Source organism: Staphylococcus sp. GDY8P67P, from assembly GCF_017892545.1.
GTDB lineage: Bacteria > Bacillota > Bacilli > Staphylococcales > Staphylococcaceae > Staphylococcus > Staphylococcus ureilyticus.
In genome coordinates this window covers 184,332-208,644 of sequence record NZ_JAESLH010000029.1, presented here as the reverse complement: position 1 = coordinate 208,644, position 24,313 = coordinate 184,332, and the positions used below count along the sequence as shown (strand labels likewise).

Sequence of the window (24,313 nt, the reverse complement as noted above, 5' to 3'; positions counted from 1 at the left end):
TTGAAATATATACTTAGGTTAACAAATTTTTAAGGAGAATGTATATGAAAACTTTAATGATTAATGCACATCCTGATTTTAAAAAAGAAGATAGCTTTTCTTTTAAATTAAAAGAAATGTTTCTTGAAGCATATGGACAATTGTATCCAAATGAACAACCAGAAGTTTTGAATTTATATGACATTCAGTTGCCTCGTATTGAAAAAAATCAATTACTGAATGTATGGCACAAGCAACGTGAAGGAGAAAAATTATCCGAAGTAGAAGAACTGATTTCAACCAAAACATCAGAGTTACTACAACAATTTAAAGCGTATAAAAGAATTGTCATTATTTCACCATTACACAATTTTAATATTACGTCACGACTTAAAGATTATATAGATAATATTATGATTGCACGTGAAACGTTCAAATATACTGAAAATGGATCTGTAGGTTTAATGACAGATAACTATAAAGCGTTATACTTACAAGCAAGTGGTTCAATTTATACAAATGATGATCGTTATAAATTATTAGATTTTTCTTATCATTATTTGAAAGCGATGTTTGAAGATATTATGGGGTTTGAAGAATTTTATGTAGTTAGAGCTCAAGGAACTGCGATATTACCTGAAAATGACATTTTAAATGATGCAAAATTAGATTTAAAGCAAGTATTGCCATCATTTTATGCAAAATAAATTGATTGTAATAAGGAGATTAAGACAAAAATAAGATCATATCTTTCATATTATATACGTACCATATAAGAGATAGTTGTATGATAAATATATGAAAAAAGTATGTTTATATAGGTTTTGAAATTACTAAAATGTGTTTATTCAGCTAAGAAATATTTAAAATAATCATGCATTTGTAAAAGATTCTTTTTTAAAAGGATATGTACATTACAATTAAAAATCACTATACTGTAATACGTGTTTGTACATTATTAACAAGGAGAAAATTGATGAATCTTTTAAAACAAATTTTCAAAAAGGAAGATATTGCTAAATTTCAAAATAAAGATGCTCATTTAGAGCGTACATTAAGAATAAGAGACTTTTTAGCTTTAGGTGTCGGTACAATTGTTTCTACTGCTATTTTTACGTTGCCTGGTGTTGTAGCTGCAGATCACACGGGTCCTTCAGTCAGTTTATCCTTTCTAGTAGCAGCTATTGTGGCAGCATTGGTAGCATTTGTTTACGCAGAAATGGCATCTGTCATGCCTTTTGCTGGATCAGCATATACTTGGATTAGCATATTATTTGGAGAATTTTTTGGATGGATTGTAGGTTGGGCATTAATTGCTGAATATTTAATTGCGGTTGCATTTGTGGCATCAGGATTTTCAGCTAATTTGAGAGGTTTATTAGAGCCTTTTCATATATCACTACCTCAGTCATTATCTAACTCTCTCGGTACAGACGGAGGTATCGTTGATTTATTAGCAGCTATTGTAGTCATTATTACTGCGGTATTACTATATAGAGGAACGTCAGAAGCGGCCCGTGTTCAAAATGCACTCGTGATTCTCAAAGTATTGGCTATTTTCTTATTTATTATCGTAGGTTTATCAGTGATTGATATTGGTCATTACATACCTTTTATTCCAGAGTACCGTGAAACTGCAGCAGGTGCATTTGGTGGCTGGCAGGGAATATATGCAGGTAGCTCTGTCATTTTTGTTGCTTATATCGGTTTTGATTCTATCGCTTCAAACTCTGGTGAAGCGATTAATCCACAAAAAACAATGCCACGAGGGATTTTGGGCTCTTTACTGATTGCGGTTACTTTGTTTATAATCGTTTCACTTGTATTAGTGGGAATGTTTGACTATGCGCAATATAAAAATAATGCTGAACCAGTAGGTTGGGCTTTGCGTATGAGTGGTCATAGTACCGTTGCGGTTATAGTGCAAGCAGTCTCAGTGATTGGTATGTTTACTGCTTTAATTGGTATGATGATGGCGGGTTCTCGCTTACTTTATTCATTTGGTAGGGATGGCATCTTACCGTCTTGGTTAGGAAAATTAGATAATAAGAATTTGCCGAACCGTGCGTTAATCGTACTATCGATTGTTGCAATTATTATTGGTTCTGTATTTCCGTTTGGCTTTTTAGCACAATTAATTTCAGCGGGTGCGCTTGTAGCTTTTATGTTTGTGACAGTAGGTATTTTTTCATTGCGTAAAAGAGAAGGACATGATTTACCAGAACCAGCATTTAAATTGCCTTTTTATCCAGTGATGCCAGTGATTATTTTTATTTGTGTATTTATTGTGTTCTGGGGATTAAGTGGTCAGGCTAAAATCTATACATTAATTTGGTTCTGTGTCGGCATCATTTATTATGTATTGTATATTTTAAAAAATCTTAAAAACATCAAAAATTAAACACATTATGGTTTAGACAAAATCTAAGCATTGATTATTATAGTATGTGTTATTTCTTAGTTGAGTAGAAATTTGGAATTAATCGACATTGTTAATTCCGTTTCTACTCTTTTTTATAGCTTGTCTTAAAGTGAAAAGTAGGAAACATGTTAAAATCTCAGACTAAAATGTAATATAATATGGGTTTAATTGGTAGGAATTGATATGAAAATGCGTTTTAATTAAGTTTTAAAATATAAAATATCACTACTCAATTCTATTGAGTAGTGATATGTATATCATTATTTAGATTTATTAACAAAACGATTTTTAAACATTAGTAGACTAAGTCCAGCAGTTAATGCTAATAAACCAGCACTAATACTTAAAATTTCAGCATTGTTCTGTTGTCCAGTATCTGGTAAATTTTGTTGTTCCATTTGGTTATCTTGAGCGTTTGGTGTAACGACTCCTTGTGGTGTATTAATTGATTGATTATTTTTATTGGCAATTTTTTGTGTTTCATTTTCTATAGCTTGTTCGTATGCTTCTGGTGAAACTTCTGTTCGTTTTGGTACGTTATTTTCTAATTGTTGATAGTCTTCGTGAACATACCATCAGGTTTTACACCACCATATGGTCTATTACCTTGCGTAGTTTGATGTGCTTGTTGTTCTTCTTTTGCTTGTTCAAAGATACTTGCAACTTTTTCATTATAATTGACTTGAGATAACTCGCCAGAATCTTTTTGCTGAGTAAGTTGTGTTATTTCATCTTGATATGTTTGTGGTAGAGCAGAGATATCAAAGTCCATGTTTGCCCAACCATCACCGTCAGGGTCAGTACTACTTGGTAGCGTTTCTCCTGTAACAGTTTTAGCACCATTTTCCTCAGCATTAGCTGTGCCGTTGATTCCCGTCACTGCTATTGAACTTGCTAATAATGACGTAAGTAAAATGTTTGATTTTTTCATTAATTATCCCCCTTTACTATTATATTAATATCATAAATATAACCCCCTCATCAATATTGTTCAAAACATTTTAAAAGTAAATTAATAATGTTTGCTATAGAATTTTTCCTCTTCGCTAGCGATAACCTTTTTATTGCTAAGATCAATAGTGTTACAAGTACATATTAAATTTTTGCTTTATAGAAATTATTCTATGTTATGTTGTTTTTTTAATGATAAAGCCAAAATGAGTACGATAATCAGTAGAATGCCAATTAATTGAAAACTACGAAACGTAACATTAAGCCAAAAGGCACTTGCTAATATGGCCATAACAGGTTCAATTGTGCCGAAAAGCGTTGTTTCTTTTGCCGATAAGTAATTTAAACTTTCAATAAAGAAAAAGAATGCTATAGCGGTTCCAGCAATAATACCAAAAGTTAAATAAAGTGCAGTCGATCCTGTTAAATGAGACCAGTCAAACTGCCATATAGGTGCTTTGAAATTCATGACAATGCCTGAAATTAACATGGCCCAGCCGACAACTAAAATAGATGGAAACCGAGTTAATAATTGTGTTGCGTAAAGTGTATAGAAAGCAAGTGCTAAGCCTGATATAATCCCCCAAATTACGCTTGGTGTAGATACCACAAGCTTACTAAAAGATCCGTTGGTTAGTAGTAAAAATGTACCTGATAATGTGAGGATAATTGCAACCAAATCAAAAGGTTTAAAGCGTTCTTTACGTCTAATCACATACCAAATAATGATATATACTGGGGCTATGTATTGCAGTAAAGTAGCGACTGCGGCATTACCAAAATTGATAGACGCCATGTAAGCATATTGAACGAGTAACATACCAAGAATTGAGAAAATGATAAGTTGAAATAAGCTATGCTTATTTTTAAATATATCGAATAATGAAGATTTTCTATTTATTATTTTGTAAATCATTAATAAGACGAAGCCACTGATTAATAACCTCGCAGTTACATACCAATTGACATCAATGTCCCTTTGTTGAAAAAGAAAATCTGATACCGTACCACCGAGCCCCCAAAATGAAGCCCCTACAATAGCTAATAAAATACCTATGATTCGAAATTTTGTTTTATTTATCATATCATCACCTGTGAAATATTAATATATTTATACTATAGCGATAAAATAAGCGATATAATATATAAAAATAAGCTTAAAATAGCAAAATATTGAGGTGTCTCATTTATGTATCAAGAAATTATCGTAGAAAATACAAGAGAAGAATTAATACAATTTCCTGATAAACAATGGAAACATATTATTTTACATACACATTTAAATCGCACGATTTTTGGCTATATTCCTATACATTGGCACCACGCATTACAATTCATGTATGTGGTTAATGGAACACTCGATGTTTCAATTGGTGACGACACATTTAATATTAAAAAAGGAGACGGGCTTTTTATCAATTCAAATGTTGTGCATGAGTTAACAAGTGAATTTTCACAAACAGAGTATTATTGTTGGAATATTGAGATACCAGAAACTATCAATTATTTAGAATTTAATCATGTATCAGAAATTATAAATAAAGCACATTATGTCCCCTATATATACTTATCCCAAGATGACAAACAACAAAGAGAACTCTTAGAGATTATTAACTCAGCTGGTCAAATTTATGAAAAACAAAACTCATACTTTGAACTAGATATTACTGCCAAATATTATAAAGCAATAAAATGGTTATTACTGCATTTTGCAGTAGTAAATGAACAAAAGCGTTACTACTTTGATTATCGTATTAAAAGACTGATAACGTATTTGCAAAATCATTTTCACAAGAAAATTTCATTACAAATGTTAAGTGATGAGATTCATATGAGTAAATCTGAAACGGTTAGATGTTTCAAATTTTATGTAAATCAGACCCCTATGCAATACTTGGTGAATTTACGATTAGAACACAGCGTAAGAATGTTGCGTAGTAAACAATCATATACGATTACTGATATTGCAATGGCATGTGGTTTTTCAACAACGAGTTATTTTATTAAAGTTTTTAAAGAAAAATACAAGCTCACCCCAAAACAATTTCAGAAAAAGCAAATAACTGCGACGTCATGACTCAATACGGATTAGAAAAATTGCTAATTATAATGATAAGTAGATACAATAAGTTAAATGCCAAATAAAGGGGTCGTTTTTATGAATATTAAACTGATTGTCATGGACATGGATGGCACATTTTTAACTGATGATAGCCAATTTAATTACGAGACTTTTCAATTGTTAAAAGAAAATTGTGCAAATCAAGATATTCGCTTTGTCTTTTGTACTGGTAAGCAATGTGAGCGTGTAGAAACGATTGTAGGTGATCTCGCAACAAATACATTTATTGTAGGCGACAGTGCAACACGAATTAAATACAATGGGGATTTTATTTACAATGCAGTGATAGAAAATCAAAAAGCAAAAGAAATTATTGATACGATAAGAGCAATTGATGATACACAAACCATTTTGGCTTGTTCGAAAAACGGTGCATACGTGTTAGACAATATTTCTGAATCAGAGAAAAGGCACGTGCATGGTTCTTATCAACATGTGCACTATATTAAAGATTATAACGATATTGAAGATGATTTATTGAAAATTACTGTTCATGACGCAAGTGCTCACTGTAAAGAGACTGCCGACCGTCTAAAACATTTTGAAAAAGATGTTTATATCGTAGCTTCAGATGAATCATGGATTGACATTGCAGACTTGGGCGTGAATAAAGGAACTACAATTAATCGAATTCAGAATTTACTTCAAATTACACCTTCAGAAACTATTGCATTTGGTGATGGGTATAATGATTTAGATTTATTTAAAGCGGCGAAATATAAAGTCGCTATGGATAATGCTTATCCTGAATTAAAAAAAGAGGCAAATTTAATTGCAATTAATAATAATGAAGATGGCGTTGTACAAACTTTAAACTTACTTTTAGGATTTAAATAAAAGTAGATTTTTATATGAATTGGAAAAATAGTAAGAATTCATAAAATAAATTGTACTTTGTATGATAATATCTATCTAGTGCGTATTTTTATATGCAATATTTAGATGAGGAGGTTCATGCATCGTGAGTACAAAGCAACAATCAAACAACAAATTGATTTTAGCTATTGTGTTAAGTGTGTTAACGTATTGGCTTTTTGCTCAATCGTTTATTAATATATCTACACAGGTTCAACATACCTATCAAACAACACCAGGTGTTGTTAACTTATCTGTCAGTTTAGCATCATTTGCTACTGGTATTTTTATGGTCGGTGCAGGTGACGTTTCTGATAAAATTGGAAAACTAAAAATGACTTATATTGGTATCATTTTTAGTATTTTAGGCTCATTACTTATTATTGTGTCTAGTGTGACAGCGTTCTTATTGGTAGGACGTATGTTGCAAGGACTTTCGGCGGCTATTTTACTTCCTTCTACCGTAGGCGTGATTAATGAGCAATTTAAAGGTAAAGAAATGCGTAGAGCATTTAGCTACTTGATGATCGGTAGCGTTGGTGGTATCGGTTTAGCATCGATGGTTGGGGGATTGATAGCGACATATGTCAATTGGCAATCTAACTTTATCATCTCTATCATTATTTCAATTATTGCATTTTGGTTATTGTGGGGAACAGAAGAAGTAGAAAAAGAAAAAATTGACACAAGACCATTTGACTATATTGGGATGTTTTTATTTGCAGTTTTAATAGGAAGTATTACATTGTTTGCCACACAAGGGTTTGAACAAGGTTGGTTCAGTACCTTTTCAATTACATGTTTTGTGATTTTTATAATTTCTACAGTTATTTTTATATTCTTTGAAAGGCAAAAACATGCACCGTTCATTGATTTTTCATTATTCCGAAATCGTGGTTTTGTTGGTTCTTCAATGATCAATGTTGTACTCAATTCTGGCATAGGTACGACGACAGTATTTAATATGTATGCGCAGACAGAATTAGGATTAAATGCCTTTCAAGCAGGACTTGTGACTGTTCCTTATGTCATTATGGCAGTTGTGATGATCCGTTTAGGAGAAAAATTATCCTTACGTTTTGGAGGCAAGCCACTGTTATTGGTAGGACCACTATTTCCAGCAATAGGAATTATGTTTATCAGTTTAACTGTATTACCAACAGATTGGTATGTAGGCATTGTCGTGTTTGGATTTGTCATTTGTGCTATAGGAAATGGCTTATGTGCTACACCAGGAATTACAGTTGCAATTTTAACAATTCCTGATGAAAAAGTTGGTTTAGCTTCAGGTATCTACAAAATGTGTGCGACACTAGGTGGTGCACTAGGCATTGCGCTTAACACAACTATTTTTGCAGCAGTGCAAGTCAACCATAGTGCTAGTGTAGCTGCGACGACTTCATTTTTAACAGGTTTATTGATTATGATTATAGGTGTGATTTTGACTCAAATCATCATTCCTAAAAATATAAAAGCTTAAGCATATATTGAAATTCATTAATAAATGATACCGCGCTATAAATCTCATATTTAAAATAAGGACTAATCCGTAAGATAATCATGGATTGGTCCTTTTATATTGCCGTTATTATGAATTTGATATACATGTTTAATAAGCGAACGGTTTAAACTTATTAACTACTTAAACGATTAGTTACAGTTGTTGATGCTTATTTTACATCATTTATAATGCGAACTTTATAGCTATCACTAAGTCAATTACATATATTTATTAAGTTGATTTCAATTAAGAATCAGTTAAATGAACAATAAATGTTTTAACGCTAACGGCTGTTCCAGTTATTTTTATTTCCCATTCATTGTTTTTAAAAGTAACGTTAACCTTCACCTTACCATTTTTACCAATTTCTTGGCCTTGTTCAACGATAAGATTGAGTGGATGGTCTGAATTGTTATGTATGTATTTAACAAAGTAAGCTCCCATAATTCCAGAAGCGGTTCCAGTAACTGGATCCTCTGTTGTTCCAGAGAAAGGTGAAGAAAAATGACGTGCATGCATATTAGCATCTGGATGATATGTTTCAAAACAAAATGGATGAATAGACACGTTAGGCTTTTCGCTTAATATAGAAGGGAATTGGTCATTGTTGGGTTTCATTTTCTTACAAACAGCTAGACTTGTCACTGGAACCAGAAGTGTCCAAACGCCTGTACTTCCATATAAAACTGGTAAATTATCGACGATATCTTCTTCTTCGATACTTAGTGCATGAGCTAAATCTTTATTAGAGCCATTGAATGCCTCAAATTGTGGTGTGGCATGTTGCATAGTGATATATATTTGGTCATTATGAGATACATTCATTCCAATAGCTAAAATGCCTGCTTTAGTTTCAATTGTAATTTCGTTTTTATTTTTTAGTAATTGTTTTTCTTTTAAAGCATAAATCGTGGCAATTGTTGCATGACCACAAAGGTCCATTTCATGGCCTGGCGTGAAGAAACGTATTCTAAGGTCTGCCTTATCAGATTTAACAGGAAATGCAGTTTCATTAAAGCCAATTTTTGATGCAATTTCTTGCATTTCCCAATCTGTTAAATTTTCTGTATCCAATACAACGCCAGCAGGGTTCCCTTTATTGGCTTCTATACTGAATGAGTCATAATGATAAACCTGCACGGATTTAACCATTTCATTCCTCCTGATTTTTAAATTCTCTATAAGTTGTAGAACAATTTACATGAGTTTGTTTAGCAATTTTACTTGTAGCTATTATTTTAAAAGAATTTTAATTGATTTATCAACTTTATTATCTCTTTATATAGAGGTTATGACGCTTTTTAGCCTTTATATTAAACTTTGACTTATCCTTTTTTTACTGCTTGTACGCATATAAAATAGTTTTTAGTTAATCATTAGGTGTTATGTCGCGTTGTTTATGTATGGATTCCTCTACGTAATGATGAATAAAATTAGTCGAATAAGACACATTCCAAACCCCCCTTACTATTTTCAGTAATAAGGGGTTTTTGTGAATTAAACACAGCTATTGTTTTATAAGTGGATTATTACATTTTGATGGGTAAGAATACAAAATTATGTGTTCCGCAATAGACATAACTATTATTGATATTATTAAAAAGGAAACTATGAATGGAATTAGAAAAAGAGTTTGAATTTTATAATTATGTTTTCAACCGGTTACGTTATATTGGTGACCTCTTACGATAAAAGTACTGACAAAATAGCAGAGAATTATATAGTATAAGTAAAAAGAGGGGGGGCGGTACTATGGAAAGTGACGTACGAGTTCATCTGAAAGTAGACGAAGTTCGCACTATAACAGAAGTAAACATCAATACTTTTGATAGAAAAACAGGTGAAAGTTTATTAGAACACATTAATAATTTCACATTTTCAAATTTAGATAAACTAGGGATTAAAACATCAGAAGGTATATTCATGATCAGTAAATCAGATATCATGTTCGCTGAAATATTTGATAAAGAAATCACAATTACGACAACAGAAAAAGAACTTACAACACGTATGGCTTTAAGTACATTACAACATAAGTTGGCCGGCGCTTTCTTTATAAAAATATCTAAATCATCAATTATTAATGTTCATTTTATAAAGAAAGTTAATCCATCCTTCTCAGGTAATCTAATAGCTACACTTACGAATGGCAAGAAAGTGTCTATATCTCGAAGATACGTCAAAAATTTAAATAAAGCATTAGGCATATAACATATAAGGAGAGGATTATAATGAAAAGAACCTTAAAAGAAATGTTACAAGGTGTCGGATTTAGCAGTAGCATCACGATTATATTTCTCGCAGCTAATCACATGAGCATTGGTTTTGGTGATGTATTAGGAATATATTTCTTTGGAGCTATTTGTGGCTTATTATCTAGTATTTATGTAGTAGAAAGTATACCTTTATTACTGCAATTATTCATTCATTTAAGTGGTAGTGTTATTTCATTTATTGTTGTAGCTTATCTTAATCATTGGTTACCGATGGAGGTTTCCACAGTGGTTTCATCAATTACTATATTTGTGATTATTTTTCTAATATTATGGTTAATATTTTTTATTAATAATCTACTACACAGTAAAAAAGTTAACGCGCAACTAAAAAAGTAAGGAAATGAAGGTTGCCAACAAATAACGATATAAAAGCCAACAGAACAAAGTAATATCATCATTTTTCTTCACATACAGCACATTCTAATGAAACAAAGACGCCACTAAAAATATTAGCATTTTTCAGCAATCACTTGCTTGATATCGCGCTCTAAGGTTTACGATTGAATTATATTCAAAGGAGGTTATATAATATGGGTAAATTTGACAGTCTACAGGACAAAGTTGTAGTTATTGCTGGTGGTGCTAAGAACCTTGGTGGCTTATTAAGCACTACTTACGCTAAAGAAGGCGCTAAATTAGTAATCCATCACCATGATGAAAATTCTTTAGATGATGCAAAAGCGACACTTACAAAAGTTGAAAATCTGGGCGGAGAAGGTACATTATTTTCTGGTGATTTGACCAAGGTTAGCAATGTCAAAGCTTTATTTCAGCATGTTGAAGCAACGTTTGGAAAAGTAGATATTGCAATAAATACTGTAGGAAAAGTGCTTAAAAAACCGATTTCAGAAACGTCTGAAGAAGAATTCGATAGTATGGCGGACATCAACGCAAAGTCAGCTTATTTCTTTATTAAATATGCTGAAAAATCTATGAATGATCATGGTAAAATCATCACTTTGGCTACTGCATTGCTTGCTGCTTACACAGGTTTTTATTCAACTTATGCTGGTGGCAAAGCACCTGTTGAGCATTATACACGCGCAGCATCCTCAGAATTTATGGATAGAGGGATTTCAGTAAACGCTGTCGCTCCAGGGCCAATGGATACGCCATTCTTCTATCCACAAGAAGGCGATGATGCTGTAGCATTCCATAAATCCCAAGCGCTTCATAACCAACTTACAAAAATAGAAGACATCGCGCCGATTATTACTTTCTTAACTTTAGACGGATGGTGGATCAACGGTCAAACATTATTTGCAAATGGTGGTTATACGACTCGCTAGTTTACTTTTTAATCATAAGGAGGTCATTTTGATATGTATTACTTTTTAGCAATATTTAAAGGGAAAGAAACAGATATCAAAATTATTACAGAAGCCAAGGTAATAGATGAAAAGAATGTATCTGTGCCAAGTCATAATTACGTTAAAGCATTAGCCGAAGAGATTATTGAGCTATCGCATCAAAATAATTTATTCCATAATGATATTAAAAGCATTGGTTTGAGTATAGATAATCCTGAACACATTGGTTATAACAGTGTGGCGTCATTAAAACATGATATGACATCAACATTTGGATTTGAAGCTATCATTGACAATGATTATGAAGAACTGCTAGTTCAACTTATGAAATAGACAAAAAGGTGACTTTATAAGGTCACCTTTTTTAGGAGGTAAATTATGCAAGTCAAACAAGTTGCCGATAATTTAGGTATCAGTGAACACACCATTCGATATTATGATAAAGCAGGGCTTTTTCCTTTTGTTCAGAGAAATAAGAATGGCTATAGAGATTTTTCAGAAGAAGACTTATATTGGATTGAATTTATAAAATGCATGCGTCAGACACATATGCCTATATCAAAATTAAAAGAAATTGCGGAGTTATATCATCAAGGCAGTGACACAAAAACGAAGCGGAAAAATATATTTTTGGAACATCAAAAAAATTTAATTGAACAAAAAAAGATTATAGATCAAGGGCTTCAAACATTAGAAGAAAAATTTAAATTGTTGGAGAATGAATAGATAAAAGTACAGCGCGAGTGGTAGCAGCAAGTGATATACAAATGACTGTTTCCTTTTTTGTAGTACCTTACAACAGAAAATGTAATGAATACGTCTGGGACAAAGCAATCATGTTCCAGATTTTTTTATTATCTTTGGATATATCCTTTTTTTAATAAAACATTTTGTTTGCCTAGTTCTCTTTCAATGATTTTCATATTTTCCTTCACACACTTCCAAAACCGTCATAGCAGATGTTGTGGATATTTTCACAATTCACTATAATCGTAAAATTTAAAATTTTTGCATAAATTTCAAAAATAATGGTATATTACATGTAAGGGCTTACATACATGAAGAAAGGAGATATTTATCACTCAATATTTTATTAGTTGGATTAAACATAGATAGGAGAAACTGTATGAAAATTATTCCATTTTCAGATTTGAAAGACATCGTAAAAGAAGGTGATGTTATAGCTCTGGCAGCCTTATCTACAGCAAATTTACCAGCTGAGATACTTAAAACGTTAGTCGAACAATATGATGAGAATCAATCACTTAATAATTTAACGTTTATGCTTGCTAATGATATTAGTGACTATAGAGGTGACAGTTATGATTTAGATTCATTCGTTTCAAGGGGTATGGTTAAACGATTAATCACGAGTATTATTACTGGTTCACCAGCAACGATTCAAGCAATGCAGAACAATGAAATAGAGGCTTATTTCCTTCCTCAAGGTGTTATAACCACACATTATCGAGGAAGTACGGAAGCTTTTCCAGGGCCGATTACTAAAATTGGTTTAAATACAAATGTGGATCCACGTTATTCTGGTGGAAAAGTCAATACATGTACGACTGAGGATTTGGTTTCTTTAATAAATATCAATGATGACACTTATTTGAAATATCAGTTTCCAGAAATTGATGTAGCTTTACTAAGAGGTACATATGCTGATGAAGCAGGCAATATTTATATGAAGCATGAGACACACTTAGGAGAAGGTTTTAGTTTAGCAGCAGCTACGCATAAAAATAAGGGAAAGGTCATTGTTCAAGTGAAAGAAGTGATTCAAAGTGGTCGTTTCAATCCAAATGAAGTGTTTATACCTGGCAAATTAGTAGATTATATTGTAGTGAACCGTGATCCAAAATATCATAGACAAGTGATTCAAACGTACTATGATCCGGCACTTTCAGGACATTATCAAATTACAGAGATGCGAGAACCATATATAGAATTGAACACTCGAAAAGTAATTTTGAGACGTGCTGCTCAATTTTTACTTCAAGGTGATGTCATCAGTATTGGTTTTGGCATAAATAATGAGTTATCCAATGTTTTAACTGAAGAAGGGGTTAATAATTTAGTACAGCCCAATATAGATACAGGCGTGTTTGGTGGTTTGATTAGCAGCGGAAAATATTTTGGTATGAACTATAACTTAAGTGCACGTATGAGACACGATATGACTTGGGATTTCATTTATAACGGAGGCGTTGATATAGCCTTTCTAAGCTTTGCTCAAGTAGATTCCAAGGGTAATGTAAATGTCTCAAAATTTGGCAATAAAATGAATGGCTGTGGTGGGTTTATCGACATAAGTCAAACGGTAAAAACAATTGTCTTTTCCGGTTCGTTAGTTGTCGGGGGTCAACTAAGTTATGAACAGCGCAAGGTTAATGTAGAACAAGAAGGTCACATACCAAAATTTATCAATGAAATTGATAATATTGATTTCAATGTTGAAAATGCGTTTTTGCTTGAACAAGAGATTTACTTTGTCACCGAAAGGGCTGTATTTGAACTCACACAACAGGGATTAATGCTCATTGAAATAGCTCCTGGTCTTGATTTAGAGCGAGATATTCTAGCAAATATGGAATTCAAGCCGCTCATTGCAACGCATTTGAAAGAAATAAATAGCGATATTTATCAAGATAAGTGGGGAGGATTGTCTGATGCAATAAAGTCGGATTATCGTATTTAAACTAAGGGGGAGAAAAATATGAACTACGACTGGATTAAAACAAGAGCGACATTTGACGATGAAAAAGCCGCAGTGATTGACCCATTCAAAGGCACAGAATGGACTTATCAAGATTTAAATATTCGTGCAGAAAATTTAGCTAATCATTTACAAGATCAAGGTGTAAAACGTGGCGATGTCGTCGGTATATTCACACCTAATGACGTAGCATTATTAGATTTGATGTTCGCTTCATTTAAATTGGGGGCTGTATACTTACCAATTAACTGGCGTTTGAAAACACAGGAAATAAAAAGTGTGATTGCAGATTCAAATGTCAAACTCATTTTTTACGCTGAGAAGCATGTCTCAAGTATAGAAGGTATTGCAGATGACTTACTGCACATGGATATTGACTCAAAAGTATATGATGATATAGTAGATCCTTCGCAACACCGTCCTTTCAATACTGTTAATGTGGAAGGAAACGATTTAGCATCGTTAATGTATACAAGCGGTACAACGGGATTACCTAAAGGAGTTATGTTTTCATATGATTCTTTTGTAAATAATCCAATCAATATTGCACTGACTTATAAAATTAATTCGACATATACAACAATTATTTCCACACCAATGTTCCATGTCTTAGGATTTAACGATTTGACGCTGCCTTTATTAATGGCTGGAGGCACTCTGATATTACAGCGTTATTTTAATGGCGAAGCGCTAAATGATTTAATGGCTCAGTACAAACCAAATTATTTAATTCAGATTCCAACGATGTATTATGCCATGTTGGTAGCAGAAAATTTCGACTTAAAAAACTTTGAAAGTATCGATTTCTTAATTCAAGGTGGTTCATCACCTTTACCAATGGTGCAAAAGAAATTTAATAGTTTAGGCTATTCAATTATTAACGGTTATGGCTTAACTGAAGCACCGCTCGTAATGGTCAATACACCGGAAAATGGTGCGCAGAAACCAGGCAGTATTGGTAAACCAGTCATGTTTATGGATATATGCATATTCGATGATAACTTTGAAGAGGTAGAAGTTGGTGAAATCGGTGAACTTGGCGTTCGTGGTAATAATATAACACCTGGTTATTGGAACAAACCTGAAGAAACTGCAAAAACATTTCATGGCGAATATTTCTTAACAGGCGATTTAGCAAAAGTAGACGAAGATGGTGATGTCTATATCGTTGATCGTCGTAAAGAAATGATTATTACTGGTGGTGAGAATGTCCTACCTTCCGAAGTGGAAACGGTATTAGCAGAACACCCACTCGTAGCTCAAGGGGTTGTCGTTGGATATGATAGTCCTAAATATGGTGAATCAGTTGCTGCAGCAGTTGTGCTTACCGAAGATGATCCGGATTTTGAAGCAAAATTAGATGCGCATATGCGTGAAAATATTGCTGGTTATAAAATACCGAGATTATATTTGAAATTGACACACATGCCATTGAACTCTACATCAAAAGCAGACAAATTAGAACTTCAGAAATACATGAATGAAAAAGCTCAACAAGAAGCTAAAGGTGTTGACGATTTGAATTAAAATAAAATGCTGAAAAGCACAAAATTTTTTTACTATAAATGTAAGCGCTATCAAAAAATGGAGGTTTTAATTATGCCAACAAAAGAAGAAACACTAAAAGCATTGTACCCAGAAGATATTTTAAGTATTGGAAAAGATTTAACGGAAGGCGAAGTGAAATTATTAAAACAATTGAATGATATGTTAGAAGAAAAATATCGTGATTCTGTGAATGAACATTGGTTAAATGCCACTGAGCCAGAAGGTTATTTTGACGAGTTAGGAAAACTTAACTATTTTAATAATCCATTGCTGTTTGAAGGTCGTGAAGGCGCCCGTACACCGAGTCAAATGTTCCAGTTTTTCATGTCATATACGATTGCAAGATTTGATGTATCTTTAGCAACATTGTTAGGTGTGCATCAAGGATTAGGACATAATTCATTTTGGTTTGGCGGTAGTAAAGAACAACAGGCCTATTATCTACCCAAGTTACAATCACATGAATTACGTACTTGTTTTGCGTTGACAGAACCAGAACATGGCTCTGATGTCGCAGGAGGGTTAGAAACAACTGCAAAACGTCAAGGCGATGAATGGATTATTAATGGAGAAAAGAAATGGATTGGTGGAGCAAATGTTTCAGATGTCATGCCAGTCTATGCCGTAGATGTTGAAACTGGCAAACCGAAAGGATTTATAATTGAGCCAAGTCAAGAAGGCGTAGAAATTGAACTGTTAGAACATAAAATTGCACTAAGAATCGTACCTAATGCAAAAATTCGTTTGAAAAATGTTGTCGTCAAAGAAGAACAGCGTTTACAAAATATTAATAGCTTTAAAGATATCGCGAAAGTTTTATATTCAACACGTGCAGGTGTGGCTTATATGGCGACAGGTGCAATGGCTGGCGCATTGAAAGCAACGACAGATTACGTAACAAAACGTAAACAATTCGGTAAAGAAATTAGTAAATTCCAACTTATTCAAGAAAAATTGGCAATGATGCAAGGAAACTTAGCACAAGCCATGGCTACATGTGCACAGCTCGCACGTATGCAAGCTAACGGTGAATATGATGAAGTAGCGACTTCAACAGCTAAGATGATGAATTCATTAAGATTGAGAGAGACTGTAGCCATGGGTCGTGGTGTTCATGGTGGTAACGGTATATTAGCTGGAGAATATGATATCGCTCGTTTCTTTGCAGATGCAGAAGCAATATACACATACGAAGGTACACACGAAGTCAATGCATTAGTTATCGGTAGAGCAATTACAGGAGATTCCGCATTTATATAAAGATTTATGTGTAAGATGTTAATGAAAAAATTGGAGGGTTTAGTATGACGATAAGAAAAGCAACAGTGCTAGGTGCAGGAACAATGGGTAGTCAAATTGCTGCACTACTTGTAAATGCAGGCTTAAAAGTTAAATTATTGGATATTGTCATTGATGAAAATGATCCTAACAAAATCTCGAAAAAGGCTTATGAAGCAATTACAAATCCTAAACGTCCACAACTGTTTGATTTATCATTTGCCTCAAACTTATCATACGGTAATTTCAATGAAGATTTACAAGATGATGATGCAGATATATATATTGAGGCGGTTAAAGAAGAAGTGGACATAAAGCATCAAATTTGGGATCAAGTTAAAAAAGTAGCGAATAATGATGCAGTGTTTGCAACAAATACTTCAGGTATTCCAATTGAAGCAATTGCAGAGGTATTTGATGATAGTGATAAAGAAAGATTTTTCGGTATGCACTTCTTCAATCCACCTAGAATCATGAAATTAGTGGAAATTATCCCCAATAAACAAACACATTCAGCGGTTGTTGAACGGGTACAAACCTTTGCAGAAGATGTATTAGGTAAAGGGGTAATTGTAGCAAATGATGTACCTGGTTTTGTTGCCAATAGAGTTGGCACACAAACAATGAATGATATTATGTATCGCGCAGAACAGCAAGGTTTCTCTATTACTGATGTTGATGCATTAACTGGTCGCAGTATTGGTCGACCTAAAATGGGCACATATGGGCTGTCTGATTTAGTAGGATTAGATATTGCTATGGCTGTAATCAAAGGATTGCAAAAAATTCCAGAAGAGCAACCATTCTTCAAAGATGTAACACTTTCTGAAAAATTAGCCGAAAATGGTGCACTCGGAAATAAAACAAAACAAGGGTTTTATAAAAAAGTAAATAAACAACGTTATGTTTATGATGAACAGCAAAATGACTACGTTGAGCCAAAGCAGCCACAACTAGAAATTTTAGGTCATTTTAGTAAAGACCTTGCCTCAAATTTAGATGTTATCTTTAATGCACAAGATGATGCAGGTGTATTCTTATGGGAAACATTGAGAAATAATTTCTATTATTCAGCATTGAATGTACCAAAAGCTGCGGAAGATTTTAAAGATATTGACCGCGCATTAGTTTGGGGATTCAACTGGAAATTAGGACCATTCCAATTATGGGATTTAATGGGATATGAACGTGTTAAATCTCGTATGAAAGAAGAATTAGGTCAGTTACCAGATTGGATTGAGCAACGCAACGAACCGTTTTATGCTGAAGGTGAATCTATTGAACGCGTGACACCTGTAACAGCTTATATCGATTCAGAATTGTGGGATAGATCCGATTCTAATTTATCTATAGCAAATAAAGATCAATTATTATTAAAATTACAAAGTAAAAATAATGTCATTTCAAATAGCTTTTTATCTGACTTATTAGAAGCAATTGATAAGCTTGAAAATGAAGACTTCACGAGCATGGTGATTTACGCAGGTGGTAACAACTTTAGTGTAGGTGCTAATTTATATCAAATGAAGAAAGCACATGAAGACGGGAAAGTGGTTTCTGAAGTAGGTGAAGCGGTCGAACAATTACACCATGTATTTGCGAGACTAAAACATGCGTTGAAACCTGTTGTAACAGCTGTTCAAGGACGTGCATTAGGAGGCGGTTGTGAACTTGTATTACATTCACCAATTGTTGTAGCGGCGAGTGAGTCTTACATTGGCCTTGTAGAAACAGGTGTAGGTTTATTGCCAGCAGGTGGCGGACTAGCAGAACTAACAGATCGTATTATGCGTACAAATCATAAAAAAGATGATAAACAAGCGTCTATTACCAATATTTTAATGCAAATTGGCTTTGCTAAAGTATCTACAAACGCTTATGAAGCAAAAAGATATGGCTATTTAAAAGAAACAGATACAGTTATTTTAAATACCGAAAGACGTATTGAAATTGCATTGAAACGTGCGCGCTATGAATCTGAAGCGAATTATGTACCACTTCCAAAAACTCAATATATCGCTTTAGGTCGAGACTTTAAAGCGTTAGCGGAAGGTCAATTAGATGCACAGCGTGTGGGTCACTTTATTAGTGATTACGATTATGAAATAACATTGAAGATTGCAGAAGTACTAAGTGGTGGAGATGTTCCACGTAACACCTATGTAAATCAAAGATATTTACAAAAACTAGAAAAAGAAAGATTTTTAGAATTACTTCAAAATAAAAAAACATACGATAGAATTTCTCACATGTTAGAAAAAGGAAAACCGCTACGCAACTAATAATCGAACATTATAGAGGAAAGGGTGAAACTAAATGCGAGACGCGTATATAGTAGCTTATGGACGTTCAGCAGCTGGTAAAGCAAAAAATGGTGCAATGACTCATGAAAGACCTGATGAAGTAGCTGCAAAAGTATTGAAAGGTGTTTTAGAAAGAGTTGGAGGTTCATTTGAACCTAGTATGGTTGAAGATGTCATTGTTGGGAATTCATTTCCAGAAGGCTTGCAAGGACAAAATATTGCTAGAACAATCGCCTTATTAGCAGGGATGCCAAATGAAGTACCTGGTCAAACAGTCAATCGTTATTGTTCTTCAGGCTTACAAACAATTGCACATGCAGCAAATCAAATTATAGCGGACCAAGCAGACATTCTAGTTGCTGGAGGTATTGAACTTATGAGTGCGGTACCGATGGGGGGCAATGAGCCAACCAATAACCCGATACTACAAGACGAAGATTCTGGTGTATCTTATCCAATGGGGTTAACTGCAGAAATGGTGGCTGACACTTACAAGGTTTCTAGAGAAGATCAAGATGCCTATGCAGTACAAAGTCATGCCCGTGCTGCTAAAGCACAAGCAGAAGGTAAATTTGAAGATGAAATTATTCCGATTGAAGTGAATAAAGTGGATTATGATGAAAATGGTCCGGTCGTATCGCAGGCAGTATTTAAAGATGATGAATTGATTAGACCAGATACGAATCAAGAAGCATTATCTAAATTACCCACTGTTTTTAAGGCGGATGGCACAGTGACTGCAGGCTCCTCGGCACCCTTAACTGACGGTTCAGGCTTTGTAGTAGTAATGTCAGGTGAAAAGGTAAAGGAATTAGGCGTAGAACCAATTGCGAGATTCGTAGGTTTTAAAGCAGTTGGTGTAGATCCTAAATTGATGGGGATTGGACCTGCTTATGCAATTCCTGAAGTGTTAAAACAGGCAAACTTGAATGTAGATGATATTGATTTAGTAGAGTTGAATGAAGCATTTGCATCTCAAACAATCGCTTCAATGAGAGAGACAGGTTTAGATGCTCAAAAGACGAATGTTAACGGCGGAGCAATTGCCTTAGGTCATCCATTGGGTGCTACGGGTGCGATGTTGGTTGGCAGATTACTTTCAGAAATGAAAAAACGCCCGGATACACAATATGGTATGGTAACGATGTGTATCGGTGTAGGTATGGGTGCTGCCGGTATCTTTGAATATGTAAGATAATAGTTTAGTAATTAGCTAGTAAAGTAATAAAACACTGAAATAACTATATTCTGTTAGGAATGAGTATAGACAATGCATATGCTCCCTTCAAAGTGACATTTAAAAAATGAAACTTGAAGGGAGCTTTTCTATGCTGAAAACTATTTTAGTATATGTTCATCGCATATAAAGTGATAAGGCAGGATGAGCATTGATAGGTCAGGTTTATGAGCGTAAGCGTTGCTTTGCTGTGTGTGTAGCTTTGGTTACTTTTTCGTTAATACGTGCTTTTCCTAGACCAAAATCGGGCATGTTAATATAAATATTTTCATATTGATTCGCATCGACATTATAAGTCTCATGATAAAAACCTACAGCATCATTTTGCTTAAGTTCTTTCATAAAACGTCGCCATGCTTTTAAATGTACCGGCATTTTTGAATAAGAAAGTAATTTTTCATTGGATTCCCAATATTGAACAATCATCACACCACGATATTTAAATAGCATTTCAAAAGATAAACATCCCAGCGTTTTATCTTTTGATAATTCTCTGAGCATAGGTGGCATAGCTAAGAGTACAGGTAACCATTTATGAATTTTATACCATTTATTTATACGAAGTCCTATTAGAAAAACTGTGACTGAGGCATTGGGTATTACAGTGTATCTCCCTTTATTCATGTTTTTCCCCCTTTCTTTTTGAAAGCATAGCGTTAATTTCATTGATATCGTTTTGATTACGTTTCGCTTCTATTGACCAAATGATAAAATAGACAATTGTATAGATAATGATAAAAGATACTAAAGCTGAAACTTTAAGTGGAAACCATCCCGCTAGTATTGCTAAAGGGAGCATGATAACGAACATTAGGGTGAAGTGCACAGATGTTTTAAATAATAATGATTTTCTAGAACTTGAAAATATGAGTGCTCCAAAACTAAATGTAATACCAATTAATGCCCAGATGATAACTGCGATAAACATTGTTTGTAATTCGCTTAAATATTGAAAGTATAAATGACCCATTGTTGAGACAGGGGAGACTGGATGAAATGAAGTATGTGAAAAAACAACTGAAAAAAATAAAGAAATGATAACTCCAATAGCAATACCTGTGATTGCGCCGTGTAATAAGCGTTTCATAATTTTAAAGCCTCCTTGATTAATGGTAAATACCTTCTTGATGAATAAGTGAAATCATTATTAGTAAAACGAATTTCAATTGTGCCATTTTTATTGAGTTTCAAATAATCAATATAATTAATATTTATTATTTCAGATTTAGAGATTTGTAGAAAATAGGTGTTGATTTGAGATTTGATTTCGTATAGTCGCTGATTCATTGTAAATTGTTTGTCTGCGGTAATCATAGTAAGAATTTTATTTTCTATGCGAAAGGAAATAATATCTTCTTGTTTTATAAAGTGTGTTTCCCCTTTATATTTTCCGGGAAATAACTTCGTTTTGGCTAATTTGTTAATATAGTTTACAATGTCATTCACGTGCTCAGTGTGTTCATTGACTTCAATGATTACTTGATTGTTGTCTAAATGCTGATTATATATTACCTTCACATCCATGCTCAGTTCGCCTCCTTCTTATTGATAAGTAAAACAAATAAATGATTTGATTACCATACAAAATAGGTAAGTGGTTGTAATATTATTCTAAACGGCATTTTTAACAGCAATTTAGTATAAAAAAACCACCTCCGTGCGATTATCTGAAAAATAATCGCTGAGGTGGTTGTAGGATTCATATCAATGTAATGATGATGCAGTGATTGGCTCAACTATTAATAAACATCACGTTGATATCTTTGATTTTTAATTAGTTCTGTTAAATAATCTTCTGCTTGTGCTTGATTAAAGTTACCATGCTGAATGAGTACATTGACAAAAGATTGGTGTACTCCTTTTGCCATCTCTTCTTTGTCACCGCAAAGATAAATGGTTGCACCATTTGTTAACCATTGATAAAAATCTTCCCCATTTTCTTCAATTCGGTGTTGAACATAGATTTTATTTTCTGTATCTCTTGAAAATGCTAAATCTAGTTTACTAAGCACGCCTTGGTCAAGCCATGACTCTAAATCATTGCGATATAGGAAATCTGCATCAATATTTTGATTTCCAAATATGAGCCATTGGTTACCTTTCAGTCCTAAATGCGCTCTTTGTTGGAGATAAGCTCTGTAAGGCGCAATGCCAGTACCTGCACCAATCATAATGACTGGTGTTTGTTCATCGTAAGGGAATTTAAAATTAGGGTTCTTTTTAAGGTAAACAGGTAATTTATCACCTAATTGTGTACGATCTGCGAGTTGTACAGAACATACGCCATGACGTTCACGATGATGTGCGTCATATTTAACTACGCGTACAGTGATATGGACGGTATGTGGATTTACTTGATTACTGCTAGCAATAGAGTATTCTCTTGGCGGCAATTTTCTCAATAAGTCTTTTAACATATCAGGTGACAGCGCGACAGGTGTAAAATCTTTAATTAAATCAATGAAATCTCTGCCATAAATATAATCTTGTACCCATTCGTTGTTTTGAACATTTGCATTTAGCATAGGATTTCCAAATAACGCAGCTGCATTATTTAATATAGATGGTGTTAATTTAGCAATTTCAAATTCATTCGTAAGTGCATCCTGTATAGTGGTACTATTACCGCTATTGTCTATGTCTATTGTTGTTGTGCCATCCCAATCCAATGTTTGGATTACTTCTTCTACAAGTTCTGGGTTGTTTTGAGGGATAATTACTAAGCTGTCTCCAGGTTCGTAGGCTTCGCCATACCCTTCTATAGATAATTCAAGATGTCTGACTTCACGGGTAGCAGTTGGTTCAGTTAACACACTATTTTTGATGATTTCAGCATAAAATGGATGTGTTTTTGAATAAGTTGCTTGCGGTTCTTCGACAACGACATCTTCATCTTTAGGTTCATTTTTTGAACTACCAGGAGACATTTGAGACAAAAGTTCAAGCATGTCAATAATCCATTGCTCAGATACTTCTTCAAAATCAAAATCACATTCAACGCGATCAGCTAATCGATGACCACCTAAATCACCTAAGATTTTATCGAAATCTTTGCCCGCTTGACAGAAATCAGGATAGTCTTGGTCACCTAATGCGAGTACTGAGAAGTTTAAATGACTTAAATCAGGTGCCTCGTCACTATGCAGGTAGTCATAAAAATCCAACGCATTAATCGGAGGTTCTCCTACACCATGCGTTGAAGTAATGATAAACACATGGTTAACTTTTGATAAGTCCTCTTGAGGAAAATCATCCATTTCCCAAGTATGAACTGTAAAATCATGTTCTTTTAATTTTGTTTCAAATTCATCAGCAATTTCTTCAGCATTGCCTGTTTCTGTTCCAAATAAAATGTTTACTTCTATAGGCTCATCCGTAGATATTGTCGAATGCGTCGTATCTTCTGTTGGTACTTCTGAATTAGTTGTGTTAATGGACGATGTTAATTCAGCTGTTGCGTTTGCGTGTTCAGATGTTTCAGGATGATCGGTATATTGCGATGGGTCACCTTCATCTGTAGAAGCATTAAGCAAATAGCCACTTAACCAAGACTGTTGATTTGATGACAGTGTTGGCATAAGTTGTTGTATAAGTTCCAATTGATTTTCATCAAAAGGGGAATTTGATTTATTTAATTCCAAAAAGGTCACCTCGTATTGTATTAAAAATTTATAGTAAAGCATGCACAATAACACGCTATTTATATAATAGAATTTAATTGAAGTATAACATTGATTTTAATTTTTTAAATGATAGAGATTATCATCTATTAAAAATCCAACTTATGACCTATGTATTTATTCCATAAAAGT

The 24,313-nt window shown here is 33.6% G+C and carries 23 protein-coding genes; 15 read left to right on the top strand and 8 right to left on the bottom strand.

The features are described from left to right. Positions 1 to 44 precede the first annotated feature (44 nt). Together KA833_RS11725 and KA833_RS11720 are read left to right on the top strand one after the other, a co-directional pair. Entirely contained in the window at positions 45 to 686 is a 642-nt protein-coding gene (locus KA833_RS11725) for an FMN-dependent NADH-azoreductase (protein WP_046207157.1), read from the top strand. 269 nt (positions 687 to 955) lie between these two features. Beyond that, positions 956 to 2,380, top strand: a complete 1,425-nt coding sequence (locus tag KA833_RS11720) for an APC family permease (RefSeq protein WP_107360312.1) — start codon at positions 956 to 958, stop codon at positions 2,378 to 2,380. A gap of 281 nt (positions 2,381 to 2,661) precedes the next feature. Here the strand turns inward: KA833_RS11720 and KA833_RS13935 are convergent, their stop codons facing one another. The 3 genes from KA833_RS13935 to KA833_RS11710 form a co-directional block, all read right to left on the bottom strand. Then, positions 2,662 to 2,799, bottom strand: coding sequence for an LPXTG cell wall anchor domain-containing protein (locus KA833_RS13935; protein ID WP_245336301.1), 138 nt, complete (start codon positions 2,797 to 2,799; stop codon positions 2,662 to 2,664). Between the two features lie 146 nt (positions 2,800 to 2,945). Beyond that, positions 2,946 to 3,332, bottom strand: a complete 387-nt coding sequence (locus tag KA833_RS13930; protein ID WP_245336300.1) for a hypothetical protein — start codon at positions 3,330 to 3,332, stop codon at positions 2,946 to 2,948. A 186-nt stretch (positions 3,333 to 3,518) separates the two neighbouring features. Further along, positions 3,519 to 4,436 carry a DMT family transporter gene (locus tag KA833_RS11710; protein ID WP_107365386.1) on the bottom strand — a complete coding sequence of 306 codons (918 nt, stop codon included), beginning with the start codon at positions 4,434 to 4,436 and terminating at the stop codon, positions 3,519 to 3,521. A 105-nt stretch (positions 4,437 to 4,541) separates the two neighbouring features. Between KA833_RS11710 and KA833_RS11705 the strand changes: the two genes are divergently transcribed. The 3 genes from KA833_RS11705 to KA833_RS11695 all read left to right on the top strand — a co-directional run bounded on the left by KA833_RS11705 (position 4,542) and on the right by KA833_RS11695 (position 7,809). Then, positions 4,542 to 5,429, top strand: coding sequence for an AraC family transcriptional regulator (locus KA833_RS11705; protein ID WP_046207153.1), 888 nt, complete (start codon positions 4,542 to 4,544; stop codon positions 5,427 to 5,429). Between the two features lie 81 nt (positions 5,430 to 5,510). Next, the gene (locus KA833_RS11700; protein ID WP_046207152.1) at positions 5,511 to 6,311 is read left to right on the top strand and encodes a Cof-type HAD-IIB family hydrolase; all 801 of its coding nucleotides are present in this window, start codon (positions 5,511 to 5,513) and stop codon (positions 6,309 to 6,311) included. Between the two features lie 121 nt (positions 6,312 to 6,432). Further along, positions 6,433 to 7,809: an MFS transporter gene (locus tag KA833_RS11695; RefSeq protein WP_371090914.1), complete on the top strand. Its 1,377-nt coding sequence runs from the start codon at positions 6,433 to 6,435 to the stop codon at positions 7,807 to 7,809. 267 nt (positions 7,810 to 8,076) lie between these two features. On the opposite strand, the gene KA833_RS11690 is transcribed toward KA833_RS11695, so the two are convergent. Continuing rightward, complete coding sequence (locus KA833_RS11690) at positions 8,077 to 8,982, bottom strand: PhzF family phenazine biosynthesis isomerase (RefSeq protein ID WP_046207150.1); 906 nt, start codon at positions 8,980 to 8,982, stop codon at positions 8,077 to 8,079. 600 nt (positions 8,983 to 9,582) lie between these two features. Here KA833_RS11690 and KA833_RS11685 point away from each other — a divergent pair. From KA833_RS11685 to KA833_RS11640, 10 genes are all read left to right on the top strand, one after another. After that, positions 9,583 to 10,041 (top strand): LytTR family DNA-binding domain-containing protein, encoded by a 459-nt coding sequence (locus KA833_RS11685; RefSeq protein ID WP_046207149.1) that lies wholly within the window; start codon positions 9,583 to 9,585, stop codon positions 10,039 to 10,041. A gap of 20 nt (positions 10,042 to 10,061) precedes the next feature. Then, positions 10,062 to 10,442: a DUF3021 domain-containing protein gene (locus KA833_RS11680; RefSeq protein WP_046207148.1), complete on the top strand. Its 381-nt coding sequence runs from the start codon at positions 10,062 to 10,064 to the stop codon at positions 10,440 to 10,442. Between the two features lie 194 nt (positions 10,443 to 10,636). Next, positions 10,637 to 11,395 (top strand): SDR family oxidoreductase, encoded by a 759-nt coding sequence (locus KA833_RS11675; protein WP_046207147.1) that lies wholly within the window; start codon positions 10,637 to 10,639, stop codon positions 11,393 to 11,395. 33 nt (positions 11,396 to 11,428) lie between these two features. Further along, positions 11,429 to 11,749 carry a hypothetical protein gene (locus KA833_RS11670; RefSeq protein ID WP_046207146.1) on the top strand — a complete coding sequence of 107 codons (321 nt, stop codon included), beginning with the start codon at positions 11,429 to 11,431 and terminating at the stop codon, positions 11,747 to 11,749. Positions 11,750 to 11,794: 45 nt separating this feature from the next. Next, complete coding sequence (locus tag KA833_RS11665) at positions 11,795 to 12,142, top strand: MerR family transcriptional regulator (protein WP_046207145.1); 348 nt, start codon at positions 11,795 to 11,797, stop codon at positions 12,140 to 12,142. Between the two features lie 400 nt (positions 12,143 to 12,542). Next, positions 12,543 to 14,117, top strand: a complete 1,575-nt coding sequence (gene fadX, locus KA833_RS11660; RefSeq protein WP_210128318.1) for a fatty acid degradation protein FadX — start codon at positions 12,543 to 12,545, stop codon at positions 14,115 to 14,117. A gap of 18 nt (positions 14,118 to 14,135) precedes the next feature. Next, positions 14,136 to 15,662 carry a long-chain-fatty-acid--CoA ligase FadD gene (gene fadD, locus KA833_RS11655; RefSeq protein ID WP_210128319.1) on the top strand — a complete coding sequence of 509 codons (1,527 nt, stop codon included), beginning with the start codon at positions 14,136 to 14,138 and terminating at the stop codon, positions 15,660 to 15,662. A 72-nt stretch (positions 15,663 to 15,734) separates the two neighbouring features. Then, a complete protein-coding gene (fadE, locus tag KA833_RS11650) occupies positions 15,735 to 16,943 on the top strand; it encodes an acyl-CoA dehydrogenase FadE (RefSeq protein ID WP_046207142.1) in 1,209 nt (402 codons plus the stop codon). Between the two features lie 44 nt (positions 16,944 to 16,987). After that, positions 16,988 to 19,243: a 3-hydroxyacyl-CoA dehydrogenase/crotonase FadB gene (fadB, locus tag KA833_RS11645; RefSeq protein WP_064209692.1), complete on the top strand. Its 2,256-nt coding sequence runs from the start codon at positions 16,988 to 16,990 to the stop codon at positions 19,241 to 19,243. 34 nt (positions 19,244 to 19,277) lie between these two features. Next, positions 19,278 to 20,462 (top strand): thiolase family protein, encoded by a 1,185-nt coding sequence (locus tag KA833_RS11640; RefSeq protein ID WP_046207140.1) that lies wholly within the window; start codon positions 19,278 to 19,280, stop codon positions 20,460 to 20,462. Between the two features lie 204 nt (positions 20,463 to 20,666). Here KA833_RS11640 and KA833_RS11635 read toward each other — a convergent pair whose 3' ends face one another. The 4 genes from KA833_RS11635 to KA833_RS11620 all read right to left on the bottom strand — a co-directional run bounded on the left by KA833_RS11635 (position 20,667) and on the right by KA833_RS11620 (position 24,142). Further along, positions 20,667 to 21,125: a DUF4188 domain-containing protein gene (locus KA833_RS11635; protein ID WP_210128320.1), complete on the bottom strand. Its 459-nt coding sequence runs from the start codon at positions 21,123 to 21,125 to the stop codon at positions 20,667 to 20,669. After that, positions 21,118 to 21,588, bottom strand: coding sequence for a DUF3021 domain-containing protein (locus KA833_RS11630; protein ID WP_046207138.1), 471 nt, complete (start codon positions 21,586 to 21,588; stop codon positions 21,118 to 21,120). Before KA833_RS11630 ends, KA833_RS11635 begins: the two co-directional genes overlap by 8 nt. Then, positions 21,585 to 22,025 carry a LytTR family DNA-binding domain-containing protein gene (locus tag KA833_RS11625; protein ID WP_052722064.1) on the bottom strand — a complete coding sequence of 147 codons (441 nt, stop codon included), beginning with the start codon at positions 22,023 to 22,025 and terminating at the stop codon, positions 21,585 to 21,587. Before KA833_RS11625 ends, KA833_RS11630 begins: the two co-directional genes overlap by 4 nt. 215 nt (positions 22,026 to 22,240) lie before the next feature. Next, the gene (locus tag KA833_RS11620; RefSeq protein WP_210128321.1) at positions 22,241 to 24,142 is read right to left on the bottom strand and encodes a diflavin oxidoreductase; all 1,902 of its coding nucleotides are present in this window, start codon (positions 24,140 to 24,142) and stop codon (positions 22,241 to 22,243) included. Positions 24,143 to 24,313 lie beyond the last annotated feature (171 nt).